This is a genomic window from Rhizobium sp. NXC24 (assembly GCF_002944315.1).
Classification (GTDB): domain Bacteria; phylum Pseudomonadota; class Alphaproteobacteria; order Rhizobiales; family Rhizobiaceae; genus Rhizobium.
On sequence record NZ_CP024311.1, the window covers coordinates 1,479,253 to 1,492,481 of the forward strand.

At 59.7% G+C, this 13,229-nt stretch carries 9 protein-coding genes; 5 read left to right on the forward strand and 4 right to left on the reverse strand.

Annotated features, from left to right (window positions below; all coding sequences use genetic code 11):
• The first annotated feature begins 276 nt into the window (after nucleotides 1–276).
• The 3 genes from proS to NXC24_RS07320 are packed head-to-tail and all read left to right on the forward strand — an operon-like array spanning nucleotide 277 to nucleotide 3,631.
• Nucleotides 277–1,599, forward strand: coding sequence for a proline--tRNA ligase (proS, locus tag NXC24_RS07310; RefSeq protein ID WP_104822698.1), 1,323 nt, complete (start codon nucleotides 277–279; stop codon nucleotides 1,597–1,599).
• Nucleotides 1,600–1,621: 22 nt separating this feature from the next.
• Nucleotides 1,622–2,932, forward strand: a complete 1,311-nt coding sequence (locus NXC24_RS07315; RefSeq protein ID WP_104822699.1) for a lipoprotein-releasing ABC transporter permease subunit — start codon at nucleotides 1,622–1,624, stop codon at nucleotides 2,930–2,932.
• Between the two features lie 15 nt (nucleotides 2,933–2,947).
• On the forward strand, nucleotides 2,948–3,631 hold the full coding sequence (locus NXC24_RS07320) for an ABC transporter ATP-binding protein (RefSeq protein WP_104825055.1): 684 nt from the start codon (nucleotides 2,948–2,950) through the stop codon (nucleotides 3,629–3,631).
• Between the two features lie 9 nt (nucleotides 3,632–3,640).
• On the opposite strand, the gene NXC24_RS07325 is transcribed toward NXC24_RS07320, so the two are convergent.
• Nucleotides 3,641–4,108, reverse strand: coding sequence for a DUF5680 domain-containing protein (locus tag NXC24_RS07325; RefSeq protein ID WP_104822700.1), 468 nt, complete (start codon nucleotides 4,106–4,108; stop codon nucleotides 3,641–3,643).
• Nucleotides 4,109–4,192: 84 nt separating this feature from the next.
• A complete protein-coding gene (locus tag NXC24_RS07330; protein ID WP_104822701.1) occupies nucleotides 4,193–4,780 on the reverse strand; it encodes a hypothetical protein in 588 nt (195 codons plus the stop codon).
• 356 nt (nucleotides 4,781–5,136) lie between these two features.
• On the opposite strand from NXC24_RS07330, the gene dnaE reads away from it, so the two are divergent.
• Nucleotides 5,137–8,634, forward strand: a complete 3,498-nt coding sequence (dnaE, locus tag NXC24_RS07335; RefSeq protein WP_199773567.1) for a DNA polymerase III subunit alpha — start codon at nucleotides 5,137–5,139, stop codon at nucleotides 8,632–8,634.
• Between the two features lie 97 nt (nucleotides 8,635–8,731).
• On the opposite strand, the gene NXC24_RS07340 is transcribed toward dnaE, so the two are convergent.
• The gene (locus tag NXC24_RS07340) at nucleotides 8,732–9,997 is read right to left on the reverse strand and encodes a L,D-transpeptidase family protein (RefSeq protein ID WP_104822702.1); all 1,266 of its coding nucleotides are present in this window, start codon (nucleotides 9,995–9,997) and stop codon (nucleotides 8,732–8,734) included.
• Between the two features lie 192 nt (nucleotides 9,998–10,189).
• On the opposite strand from NXC24_RS07340, the gene NXC24_RS07345 reads away from it, so the two are divergent.
• Complete coding sequence (locus NXC24_RS07345) at nucleotides 10,190–11,950, forward strand: GNAT family N-acetyltransferase (RefSeq protein ID WP_104825058.1); 1,761 nt, start codon at nucleotides 10,190–10,192, stop codon at nucleotides 11,948–11,950.
• On the opposite strand, the gene NXC24_RS07350 is transcribed toward NXC24_RS07345, so the two are convergent.
• A complete protein-coding gene (locus NXC24_RS07350) occupies nucleotides 11,920–13,209 on the reverse strand; it encodes a DNA polymerase IV (RefSeq protein ID WP_104825057.1) in 1,290 nt (429 codons plus the stop codon). The genes NXC24_RS07345 and NXC24_RS07350 overlap by 31 nt on opposite strands.
• Nucleotides 13,210–13,229 lie beyond the last annotated feature (20 nt).

Sequence of the window (13,229 nt, forward strand, 5' to 3'; positions counted from 1 at the left end):
CAAAGATTGGCCGTTGTCATCTGTTTTTTTGCATTTTTGCTACAGTCGCGCAGAATTTTTCTGTTGACACATTTCTCTCCCAAATCCTTATAAACGTGCATTTTTTCGAATTTCCAAAAATATATGACGTTGCCCAACATTTGCGGGTGTTCGTCCGCTTTACTCGCGCTAAATGCGGGTTTCTTTCCTGCGCCGAAGCAGTTATGAACTCCTCCAGCAGTTAAATTTCTAACGATTCCGCCAAATGCGGAACGTCAAACCATCTGGAATCAGCCCATGCGCCTGTCTCGTTACTTCATGCCCATTCTGAAGGAAAATCCCAAAGAGGCTGAAATTGTTTCCCATCGGCTGATGCTGCGCGCCGGCATGATCCGCCAGCAGTCGCAAGGCATTTACTCCTGGCTGCCGCTGGGCAAGCGCGTCCTCGACAAGGTCAACAATATCATCCGCGAGGAACAGAACCGTGCCGGCGCCATCGAGCTGCTGATGCCGACGCTGCAGTCGGCCGAGCTCTGGCAGGAAAGCGGCCGTTATGACGCCTATGGCAAGGAGATGCTGCGCATCCAGGATCGTCAGGAGCGCCCCATGCTCTACGGCCCGACCAATGAGGAGGTGGTCACCGACATCTTCCGCTCCTACGTCAAGTCCTACAAGGACGTGCCGTTGAACCTCTATCATATCCAACTGAAGTTTCGCGACGAGATCCGTCCACGCTTCGGCACCATGCGCTCGCGCGAATTCATGATGAAGGATGCCTATTCCTTCGATCTGACGCTCGAAGGTGCGGTGCACTCCTATAACAAGATGTTCGCTGCCTATCTGCGCACCTTCAATCGACTGGGTCTCAGGGCAATTCCGATGCGCGCCGACACCGGCCCCATCGGCGGCGACCTCAGCCATGAATTCATCATCCTCGCCGACACCGGCGAATCGGAGGTCTTCTGCCACAAGGATTTCGTCAATTTCGACATCCCCGCAGACGACACGAATTTTGATGACGTCGCTGGCCTGAAAGCCATCTTCGACAAATGGACGTCGGTCTATGCGGCGACCTCCGAGATGCATGACGAGGCGGCCTTCAACGCCATTCCGGAAGGCGAGCGCCTGTCGGCCCGTGGCATCGAGGTCGGCCATATCTTTTATTTCGGCACGAAATATTCCGAACCGATGGGCGCGAAAGTGCAGGGTCCTGACGGCAAGGAGCATGCCGTCCATATGGGTTCTTACGGTATTGGCCCGACACGCCTTGTTCCCGCCATCATCGAAGCATCGCATGATGAGAACGGAATCATCTGGCCGGCGTCGATCGCGCCCTTTGATGCCGTCGTGATCAACATGAAGGCCGGCGATCAGTCCTGCGACGCGGCTTGCGAGACGATCTACGCGGCGCTCTCGAAGGCCGGCAAGGACGTTCTGCTTGACGATACGGACGATCGTGCCGGAACGAAGTTCGCCACTGCCGACCTGATCGGCGTGCCCATGCAGATCATCGTCGGGCCGCGTTCGATCGCGAACGGCGAAGTGGAAGTCAAGGATCGCAAGACCGGCGCCCGCGAAACGATCACCGTCGAAGCGGCGATCAATCGGCTGGCAGGCTGATAAACGATAGGATGAGAAGCGAATGGCGGTAGGCGAGGCAGTGAAGCAGCAGGAGAAGGCCTTCAAAACCGGCCCGTCATCGCGTCCGTTCTCCGGCTTCGAGCGGCTTGTCGCCTGGCGCTATCTGCGCGCCCGGCGCAAGGAGGCGTCGATCTCGGTCATCGCCGGCTTCTCGCTGGTCGGTATCATGCTGGGCGTTGCGGCATTGATCATCGTCATGGCGGTCATGAACGGTTTTCGCGCCGAGCTCTTCAAGCAGATTCTTGGTTTCAACGGCCATGTCGTTGTTCAGCCCGTGGATTCGCCGCTGAATGATTATGCCGCGCTGGCACAGAGGCTCGCTGCCGTCCCCGGTGTCACCATGGCCCTGCCGCTGGTCGAAGGCGAGACGCTTGCCTCCGGTCGCGGCGGTTCGGGAACCGGTGCGCTCGTGCGCGGCATCCGCGCCGAAGACCTCACCAAGCTCAAGACCGTTTCGGACCACATCGTCGATGGCGACATGGTCGGCTTCACCGCCGGCCAGGGCGTCATGGTGGGTTCGCGTCTGGCGCGGCAACTGGGTCTGACGGTCGGCGACCAGATTACGCTGACTGCGCCGGAGGGCGACGTGACGCCTTTCGGGGTCAATCCGCGCGTCAAGGCCTATACGATCTCCGGCATCTTCGAAGTCGGCATGTCGGAATACGATTCCTCCGTCGTCTTCATGCCGCTGGAGGAGGCGCAGCTCTTTTTCAATGCCGAGGGGATCGTCGAGAAGATCGAGCTTTTCGTCAGCAACCCGGATGATGTCGACGCACTGAGGCCGCAGATCGAAGCGGCGGCGGGGCGGCAGGTCTTTCTGACAGACTGGCGGCAGGTGAACGAGACCTTCTTCTCGGCGCTGCAGGTCGAGCGCAACACCATGTTCATGATCCTGACGCTGATTGTCATCGTCGCGGCGCTCAACATCATTTCCGGTCTGATCATGCTGGTGAAGGACAAGGGAAGCGACATCGCCATTTTGCGCACCATGGGCGCGACGTCGGGGGCGATCATGCGCATCTTCTTCATGACGGGCGCGGCGATCGGCGTCGTCGGCACCGTCGCCGGCGTCGCGCTCGGGGTCGTCGTCTGCCTCAACATCGAATCGATCCGTCAGTTCTTCTCCTGGATATCCGGCACGGTGATCTTCAATCCCGAGGTCTATTTCCTCAGCAAGTTGCCGGCGGAAATGAATCTCGGCGAGACCCTCTCCGTGGTCGTGATGGCGCTGACGCTCTCCTTCCTCGCCACGATCTTTCCGGCCTGGCGTGCCTCGCGGCTCGATCCGGTGCAGGCGCTAAGGTACGAATAAGGAATTCCACATTTGATCAAACGCAACGTCGTTCTCCAGCTTACGGGCGTGGAGCGTCATTACGGGCAGGGCGAAACGCGGCTGTCGATCCTGAAGGGCGCCGATTTCGCCTTGACCAGCGGCGAGATCGTTGCCCTGGTCGCGCCGTCGGGAACGGGGAAATCGACGCTTCTGCACGTTGCCGGCCTGCTCGAACATCCAGATGGCGGCGAGGTGACGATTAATGGCCAGGCCTGTGAGGGACTGTCCGATGAAAAGCGCACGGCCGTCCGTCGCAGCGAGATTGGCTTCGTCTATCAGTTCCACCATCTGTTGCCCGAGTTTTCCGCGCTAGAAAACATCATGATGCCGCAGTTGATTTCCGGTCTCTCCCGGAAAGAGGCAAGCGCTCGCGCTGCCCAGCTCCTCGACTATATGCGCATTGGTCATCGCGCCGATCACCGCCCGGCCGAGCTTTCCGGCGGTGAGCAACAGCGCGTCGCGATTGCCCGCGCCGTTGCCAACGCACCGCTGGTGCTTTTGGCCGACGAGCCGACCGGCAACCTCGATCCTGATACGGCGCATTACGTCTTCGACGCGCTGGAGGCGCTGGTGCGTCAGTCCGGGCTTGCCGCGCTGATCGCCACGCACAATCACGAACTGGCGGCTCGCATGGACCGCCGCGTGACTATCCATGACGGTAAGGTCGTCGAATTCTGACGGTGCCCATCAAGGGACGATCAGTCCGCCGCGGTAATCCAGCTCATAGGCCTTACGTCCGTTTACGAGGATGACCTCATGGCCGATAAAATGATCGCAGCCGCCGGTACTGCGATCGACATACTGGCCAAATGAATGGGTGAATTCGAAACCGCCGAGAAAGCGTTTCTCATCGAGGTAGAGCCGCATGAGCGCCGCCTTGATGACCATCCCTGCAGCCCTGCCATCTATCAGATCGGGCTCGACGATTCGTCCAAAATAATTCATCGCCCAGACCGGCTCGTCATCGTACCAGACGACTTCCTGTCCGGCGAAATCCGTGCCGCCGAAATAGCTATCGAGATAGCGGCAGCGGCCGCTGGCATAGCCGATGTCATGCGAGCCGCTCCGGCAGGACGGCAGCCTCTCGCCATCGCCGACATAGGTCTCCGCCTTCGCGGCAACAATAAAATCGTTCAGCGCGGCAAGATCCGGCATGTCCCTCTCCATTCGTGGTGAGGGCACAGAATGCCACGCGCTCGATAGCAAGTAAAGAACATACGGTGAACAAATGAAAAGCCGCTACGTGTTTTCCCCACAAACTTTCCGGCCGATATCGTCTTTCCAGTCCTGGATCTTGATGGTTTTGGCTTGAGTCTGGAGTTCCCTGCCACTCTTCGTCGCCTTGCCCGTCAGGACATTGTAGTCGCAGCTATAGCTTCTATCGGCTTCGAGATTGTCCCGGTAATCAAAGGTGTAGCCGGCGACGACGAAGGCGTTGTTGCGGAAGGCGAGGGTGAGCGTCTGATGCCAGCGGTCGCGCCCGATCGCGTCATTCTGGGACATGACGGCGATCGAACCATTGGGCAGCGCCGTGATCGAAGGCTCCTGACCGAAGATACCGCCCGGCTCGCCTCGGCCCCATACTTTGTCGGGTGCGGCGGCCGCCAGCTTGAGCAACTGATGTTCTTTGTCGCGGAGATAAATATAGATGCCGATCGTGGTCTCGTCGTCTGGCGGGGCCAACGCCAGCAAAGCAAGGTCCGGCTTACCGTCCTTGTTCCAATCGCCGACCGCCGCGTCGATGATGCGGTCGGGCGCAATGGTATCGTCAGCGTGAGCCGCGGATGTAACCGAAAGCAGAATGAGAGCGCAGGCAAGTGGTTTCATCGTGATCCCCCCTCGCGTTTTCATAGCTTAGGGGTTGTGCTTCGGTCCATTGGTACTCTTCAAAATACTGATGATGAAAATTATTGATGCAGCTATTGACTCTCGAACATAAATAGAACAAAAAAGAAACATAACGAGTAAGGAGCGCGTAAATGACCGATATCATTCGAGACGTTGCAGCATTCACCTCCATCGTCATGTTTGTCGCCAGCTTTTCCCTCATCATGATGGCGATGTGAAACTTATCCCCACGGGTGTTGCGATGCGCCCGTGAATCATGAAGTCAACTTATGGACTTTATCGTCCGCTATGCCGAAAATGCAGCCGATTCATTTGGGCATGCGGAAAGGCATATGATGGCGGATATGATGAGCAGCGGCGCAGCGGGTGCGCCGGTCGGAGATACGCCGGAATTCGTGCATCTTCGCGTCCATTCCGCATATTCTCTGCTCGAAGGCGCATTGCCGCTAAAGAAGATCCTCGCCAAGGCGGCGGGCGACAATCAGCCGGCCATCGCCATCACCGATACCAACAACCTTTTCATCGCGCTGGAGTTTTCCCAGAAGGCGATGGATGAGGGCCTGCAGCCGATCATCGGCTGCCAGGTGTCGATCGACATGGAAGATAGTGTCGAGGGCGAAAAGCGCGGCCCGCAACAGGCACTCGCCAAGCTGCCGTCCATCGTGTTGCTCGCCGCCACGGAGCGGGGCTATGAGCGGCTGGTCGATCTCGTGAGCCGCGCCTATCTGGGCGGCGAAGGCAATCAGGCTGTCCATATCACCGCCTCCTGGTTGAAGGAAATCGGCACGGACGGCATGATTGCGCTGACCGGTTCGCTTGGCGGTCCGGTCGATATGGCGTTGAAGGAAGGCCACGCGCCGCAGGCGCTGTCGCGTCTGCTGACGCTCAAGGACCTGTTCGGTGATCGGCTTTATGTCGAATTGCAACGTCACGGCACCTATGATCGTCGCCACGAACAGAAGATGATCGCGCTCGCCTATGAGCATGAATTGCCGCTGGTCGCGACCAACGAGGCCTTCTTCCCGACGCGTGAGGACTATGAGGCCCACGACGCCCTCATGGCGGTCGCCCACAATGCCATTGTTTCGGACGACACTCGTTTTCGCCTGACACCGGATCACTATTTGAAGAGCCGCGCCGATATGGCGAAGCTGTTCGCCAATCTGCCGGAAGCCTTGGAGAACACCGTCGAGATCGCCCGGCGCTGTTCCTTCGTCTTGAAGACACGCAAACCGATCCTGCCGCGCTTTACCGGCGCCACCGACGATCCGGAGGAAGCCGAACGCGCCGAGGCGGCGGAACTGCGCGCCCAGGCGGTCGAAGGTCTCGATCGGCGTCTCTCCTCGCTCGGCATGGCGGCCGGCTATGCGGAGAAGGACTATCGCGAGCGGCTGGAGTTCGAGCTCAGCGTCATCGAGCGCATGAAATTCCCCGGCTACTTTCTGATCGTCGCGGACTTCATCAAATGGGCCAAACAGCATGATATTCCGGTCGGCCCGGGCCGCGGTTCTGGCGCGGGCTCATTGGTTGCCTATGCGCTGACGATTACCGACGTCGATCCGCTGCGTTTCTCGCTGCTGTTCGAGCGCTTCCTCAATCCGTCGCGCGTGTCGATGCCGGACTTCGACATCGACTTCTGCCAGGATCGTCGCGAAGAGGTGATCCGCTATGTCCAGGCCAAATATGGTCGCGAGCAGGTGGCGCAGATCATCACTTTCGGTTCCCTTCAGGCGCGCGCCGCCCTTCGCGACGTTGGGCGCGTGCTGGAAATGCCCTACGGCCAGGTCGACAAGATCTGCAAGCTGGTGCCGAACAACCCCGCCAATCCGACCCCGCTCAGCAAGGCGATCGAGGAGGAACCACGTCTGCAGGAGGAGGCCGACAAGGAACCGGTCGTTGCCCGTCTGCTCGATATCGCCCAGAAGATCGAGGGCCTTTATCGCCATGCCTCGACACACGCCGCCGGCATCGTCATCGGCGATCGGCCGCTGTCGAAGCTGGTGCCGATGTATCGAGACCCGCGCTCCGACATGCCGGTCACCCAGTTCAACATGAAATGGGTGGAACAGGCCGGCCTGGTCAAGTTCGACTTCCTCGGCCTGAAGACGCTGACGGTTCTAAAGACAGCCGTCGATTTCGTCGCCAAGCGCGGCATTACGCTTGATCTCGCCAGCATTCCGCTCGACGACAAGAAGACTTACGACATGCTCTCGCGCGGTGAGACGGTCGGCGTGTTCCAGGTAGAAAGTGCGGGCATGCGCAAGGCGCTGATCGGCATGCGCCCGGACTGCATCGAGGACATCATCGCGCTGGTCGCCCTCTATCGTCCGGGCCCGATGGAAAACATACCGGTCTACAATGCCCGCAAACACGGCGAGGAAGAGATCGAATCGATCCATCCGACGATCGATTATCTGCTGAAGGAGACGCAGGGCGTTATCGTCTATCAGGAGCAGGTGATGCAGATCGCCCAGGTCCTGTCTGGTTACTCGCTCGGCGAGGCCGATCTTCTGCGCCGCGCCATGGGCAAGAAGATCAAGGCCGAGATGGATCAGCAGCGCGAACGCTTCGTCGACGGCGCTGTCAAGAATGGCGTATCGAAGGGACAGGCGGACGTCATTTTCGACCTGCTCGCCAAGTTCGCGAACTACGGCTTCAACAAGTCGCACGCCGCCGCCTACGCCATCGTCTCCTACCAGACCGCCTATATGAAGGCGCATTATCCGGTGGAGTTCCTCGCGGCCTCGATGACGCTCGATATGGCGAACACCGAAAAGGTCAACGACTTCCGCCAGGACGCCAAGCGCCTCGGCATTGAAGTCATCGCGCCATCGATCCAGACCTCGTTCCGCCATTTCGAAACGGGCGACAACCGGATCTACTATGCGCTGGCCGCCATCAAGGGCGTTGGCGAATCCGCCGTCGACCATATTGTCGAGGTGCGCGGCGACCAGCCTTTTGCCGGCATCGAGGATTTCTGCCTGCGCATCGATCCGAAGCAGATCAATCGCCGGGTGCTGGAAAGCCTGATCTCCGCGGGCGCCTTCGATTGCTTCGATATCGACCGCGCGCAACTGATCGGTGGACTGGACCGGGTCATGGGCTATGCGCAGGTCGCGCAGGAAAACAAGCGAAGTGGTCAGTCCGATATGTTCGGAAGCGCTGCCTCGGGACCTGAGAAGATCTCATTCCCGCCTTTCACCCCCTGGCTCGCCTCAGAGCGGCTGCTACGCGAATTCCAGGTGCTCGGCTTCTACCTCACGGCCCATCCGCTCGACACTTACAAGAACGTCCTGAACAAGATGCGCGTGCAGACCTTTGCCGATTTTTCGGCGGCGGTGAAGCAGGGGGCCAGCAACGGTCGCTTGGCTGGCACCGTGATTTCCAAGCAGGAGCGCAAGACGCGCACCGGCAACAAGATGGGCATCTTCGTCTTCTCCGATGCCTCCGGCCAGTTCGAAGCTGTGCTGTTTTCGGAAGTGCTCAATCAGTATCGCGACGTGCTGGAAGTCGGCAAATCCTTCGTCATCACTGCGCAGGCGGACGAACGGCCGGAAGGCATCAGTCTGCGCCTACAGACGGCGCAGTCGCTGGAGGAAAAGTCGCTGCAGATGCAGAAGGCGCTGCGTGTCTATGTCCGCGATTCCGGTCCTTTGAAAGCGGTTGCCGCGCATCTCAACGCCAAGGGCGACGGCCTGGTCTCCTTCATCGTCATCAAGGAGGAGGGCAAGCGCGAGGTGGAGGTGGCGCTGCCGGAGAAATACCGCATCACGCCGGAGATTGCAGCCGCGCTACGCACCGCGCCCGGCGTGATCGACGTCGAGCTGGTCTAAAGCAATTCCAGGAAAAGTGCGCAGCGGTTTTCCGTCCGGAATTGCGAGAGAACAATAGGACAGAGCGGTTCTGAGATTCCGTGAAACGCTAGCCGCTCTAGCCGTTTTTCCCAAGGGCGCCGCGATTGGTGATGGTGATGAAATCGGTCCCGTCGCCGGTTTCCGGGCCGATGCCGGTGTCGGAAATCGTCAGCGACGAACCTGCCGTCAGCAGATCCTCGATCTTGCGCCTGACGTCATCGGGTATGGTGATGCGGTCGAGCGCGCGGTCGGCGGCGTCGAGCGATTCCGCCTGCGCCTCGCTGGTGATACCGAAGCGTTTCTTCGCCTCCTTGGAAAGATCGTCTTCCAGCGTCACGCCGAACCAGTCCGCCTTGCCGTTCACCTTGTCGATCGTATGGGCGGTGAAGAAATGCGTGCCAAGGGCTTCCTGTGGCTCGGCGATGATGGCGGGAGCTTCGAACAGCGGTTTGAAATTCTGCCGAACCATGATTTCGCCGTTCGGCGGTGCGCCCTTGCCGGCGACCTCATAGACCGCCTTCATCAGCGCCGGGCTCACCAGTCCGCCCGATGTCGTGATGTTGTGGGCTTTCTTGAAATCCGCGATCGCCTGCACCGTCGCCGGTCCAAGCATGCCGTCCGGCGTGCCGGTAACAAAGCCCATATCGTTCAAGATGCCCTGCAGATCGCGGACATTTTCCCGCAGACCTCGGCGTGTGATGAGAATGCCAAGCGGCGCCTGGTCGGCGGTGGGCACTGCCCGTACGGCCTCCGGTATGGGCAGAGCGGCGACATCGTTCGTGGCGACTTGCACCGGCTCCGCCTGCGGCAGAAAACCGGTCGTCGTCGGGCGCAGTTCGAGATCGGAGAACAGAGCGGCGGCGGGTGCGACTTCGGGTTGAAACAACATGGCATGTTGGAAAGGCTGCGGCACCAGCGGCTGGTCGGCGATAACGACATGCACGCCGCGTTCGGTCATCTGGTAGAGCATCTTGGCGAAGGCCTTGGGCATGCGCACGCAGCCGTGCGAGGCGGGATAGTTCGGCACCGAATTGGATTCGTGCAGCGCGATACCAGACCAGGTCAGCCGCTGCATGAAGGGCATCGGCGACGCCGAATAGAGATTGGACTCGTGATAGACCTCCTTCTCCAGAATGGAGAAGATGCCGCTCGGTGTCGTATGGCCGCGCTTGCCGGTCGAAACCTTCGATGTCGCCACCACCTGGTCGCCGTCATAGACGGCAAGCGATTGCCGGTCCTTCGATACGACGATCTGCAATGTGCGGGCATCCTCCGCGAAGGCAGGATGAACAAGGGCTGTGGCCGACAGTAGGCCAAGCCCGAAAAAGAAACGCGACTTCATATACACATACCAAAACGCAATACTCGTATGGCCACAGGTTAGACTTCGAAGTTTAAGGAAGACTTGAAGCGGAGCCGCCCACCGGAATTGCTTTTTTCCCGCTTCAAAGGCTTGTCCGATAGGCGCAATTGCGACCGGAAGTATTTTATGTAAATCTTAAATTGTAGGATGCGGAGCCGGGCGGGCGTCGACATGCATGTGGACGTGATCGAAAAGCTGGAAGATCTGCAGGGGCTGAAAGACGACTGGGATCGGATCTATGAGATCGACCCGGAGGCGCATTGTTTTTTATCCTGGACCTGGATGTCGAGCTGGTTCGCCTCTCGTGCGCTCCCTTGGCTCGTGCTGGCGGCAAAGCAAGATGAGGGCGGCGCCTATGTGGCTTTCTTCCCGATCCAGCTCGGTACCGGGCTCGACCGGAGCAACGGTTTCTACAATACCGTCGTCATGGGCGGCTCCTATTTTGCCTCCTATACGGGTATTCTCTGCGATCCGGCCTATGCCAATGCCGCTGTCTCAGCCTTTGGCGATCGGATTCGCGCCTTTCATTGGCGCAGCTTGCATCTCGACGACATCGATCGATCGTCTGCGCGCATCGGGGCCTTCCTCGAGCGTTTCCCGCCGGCGGATTTTGTCGGCGACAGGGTCAAGCGCCCGGCACAGATTTCGGATGCGGCCGAAAGGATTGATCCGGAGATCTACGTCCATGTGACGCTGCCTGCGGATTTCGATTCGTTCCTTCGTGAGAAACTGCATTGGCGTGCGCGCCGCAATATCCGCCATTGCCTGCACAAGCTGGAGGGGTCGGCGGCACTGCGGATAACGCATGGCGACGCCGCAACCATCGAAGAGGATCTGGCGACGCTGCTGCGTCTTTGGGAGAAACAATGGGGATGGCGCAATCCCGGCTATATGCGTTACGTTCTCGATAATTCGCGATCGGTTCTGCCGGATTGCTTTCGCAGCGGCGATCTCTTTCTACCGGTTCTCTGGCAAGACGGCGTAGCGATCGCCGCATCCGCCGTCCTTCTCGATCGTCCCAGGAAGAGCCTGATCTGTTTCCTTAGCGCACGTGATGTCTCGATCCGAGATCTGTCCCCAGGCTTGACCCTGCATGCCTATACGATCCGCTGGGCGATAGAGAACGGCTTTCGAATCTATGATCTCGGTGCCGGCAATTATGAGCACAAGTATATTTTCGGCTCCGTCAGCCGGCGCATCGAGCGCTTCCGGATCGACACAAGGACGGGCCGGAACCTCGGTGACCGGCTGGACCCGCATTGCCTCCGTTTCGTGCTTGCCCGTATCAGGAAGCGGTATGCCGCGGGTGATCTGGTTGATGCCGAAATCGGCTGCCGACAGGTTCTTGCTATCGAACCCGCAAATGGTGAGGTGCTGGCACTCTATCGCGAAGTCGTGGCGTCACGCATCCTCTGGCAGGCGATCTCGCCCGATGAAGCTCCAAATATCGGCTCGGACGAGCAAGAAGTCGTCGGCCGCGCCGAGGCGGAAAAGCAATGTCGCGCAACCATTGCCGAAACCCCGGGAGATTTCGATGCCGTGCACCGGCTGAGCATATTGCTACTACTGCGGGGCGAGGCCAGGGAGGCGGAGGCGGAGATTGAACGGGCGTTGGAGCTGCGTCCCGACTCCGCTGCCGCCCATTGCACCTATGGCAATATCCTCGCCGCGACCAGGGATTTCGAAGGCGCTGTCGTCCGCTATGACCGCGCGATCGCCCTGGAGCCAGGCCATGCGATTGCCTATAACAACAAGGGCAACGCGTTGCGCCGCCTGGGTCGTGCCGACGAGGCGCTGGCGAGCTATGAAAAGGCGATTGCGATCAGGCCGAGTTACGAGCAGGCGATTGCCAATCGCGCAGCCCTTTTCGACGAAGAGACGGACATGCTGCCGGCCGTGATTCAACTCTCGCGCTTGCCGCCGAATGTGTAGCCGGTTTCGACCGTCTTGTTGCCGAATTTTTCCCTAAGCTTGTCCATCGCCGCCTCCGCCGCGGCGCGGCGGGTTGCCTGTTCGTCGATCAGATCGGGCGGGTCGGCGCGGGCGGCGTCGCAGAGATCGGTGACGCCGATGCCGATCAAGCGGAACTTGGTCCCATCGGTCTCATGCTCGAGCAATCGCAGGCCGGTACGGAAAATGCGATCGGCAAGCTGGGTGGGGTCTTCCAGACGGCGGTTGCGGGTGCGGCTTTTGAAATCGGCCGTTTTCAGCTTCAACACGACAGTCTGCCCGGCAATGCCGCTGCGTTTCAGGCGGCGCGATACCTTCTCTGCGAGATCGCGCAGGATCGGCACCAGATCGTCATGCCGAGAAATATCGTCGAAGAAGGTCGTCTCCGATGACACGCTTTTTGCCGCTTCGTTCGGATGGACCGTGCGATCGTCGATGCCGCGCGACAGGCGGAAGAGCCGCTGGCCGATGACGCCATAGCGGCGCATCAGATCGCCTTCCTCCATGGTCTGTAGCTGGCCGATGGTGCGGATGCCGTCGCTTTCCAAAGTCGCCGCAAAGGCCTTGCCGACGCCCCAGATGGTGGTCACGGGGCGCGGCTCCAGAAACGATAGCGCCTCTTGCCGCCCGATGACCGAAAAGCCGCGTGGTTTCTGCAGGTCGGAAGCGACCTTGGCGAGGAACTTGCAATAGGAAAGGCCGACCGAAATGGTGATGCCGATCTCGCTTTCGATGCGCTTGGCGAATTTCGCCAGGATGCGGGCCGGCGGATCATGGTGCAGGCGTTGCGTGCCCTCAAGCTCCAGAAAGGCCTCGTCGATCGAAAGCGGCTGCACCAGCGGCGTCAACTCCTGCATGAGTCCGCGCACTTCGCGGCCGACCCGGACATATTTCTCCATGTTCGGGCGGATGACGACCGCCTGCGGGCAGGCGTCCAGCGCCTTGAACATCGGCATGGCCGATCGGACGCCGTGAATGCGGGCGATATAGCAGGCCGTGGACACGACGCCGCGCTTGCCGCCGCCGATGATGACCGGCTTATCGGCCAGTTCCGGATTGTCGCGCTTCTCGATCGAGGCATAGAAGGCATCGCAATCAATATGCGCCAGCGTCAGGCCATAGAGTTCGCGATGATAGACAAGCCGTGGGCTGCCGCAGGCCCGACAGCGCGCGCGTTCTGCCGATTGCTCGCTCAGGCAATCGCGGCAAAAACCGGAAACTTTGTCGGGCGCGCTGGTCATGAAAATAGAACAAAAATTGA

What these genes read in the sequence shown, in the direction of transcription:
- NXC24_RS07325 (WP_104822700.1), bottom strand. Translation starts at nt 4,108, where the DNA reads ATGCCGGATCTTGCCGCGCTGAACGATTTTATTGTTGCCGCGAAGGCG.
- proS (WP_104822698.1), top strand. Translation starts at nt 277, where the DNA reads ATGCGCCTGTCTCGTTACTTCATGCCCATTCTGAAGGAAAATCCCAAA.
- NXC24_RS07315 (WP_104822699.1), top strand. Translation starts at nt 1,622, where the DNA reads ATGGCGGTAGGCGAGGCAGTGAAGCAGCAGGAGAAGGCCTTCAAAACC.
- NXC24_RS07350 (WP_104825057.1), bottom strand. Translation starts at nt 13,209, where the DNA reads ATGACCAGCGCGCCCGACAAAGTTTCCGGTTTTTGCCGCGATTGCCTG.
- NXC24_RS07340 (WP_104822702.1), bottom strand. Translation starts at nt 9,997, where the DNA reads ATGAAGTCGCGTTTCTTTTTCGGGCTTGGCCTACTGTCGGCCACAGCC.
- NXC24_RS07345 (WP_104825058.1), top strand. Translation starts at nt 10,190, where the DNA reads ATGCATGTGGACGTGATCGAAAAGCTGGAAGATCTGCAGGGGCTGAAA.
- NXC24_RS07330 (WP_104822701.1), bottom strand. Translation starts at nt 4,780, where the DNA reads ATGAAACCACTTGCCTGCGCTCTCATTCTGCTTTCGGTTACATCCGCG.
- dnaE (WP_199773567.1), top strand. Translation starts at nt 5,137, where the DNA reads ATGGCGGATATGATGAGCAGCGGCGCAGCGGGTGCGCCGGTCGGAGAT.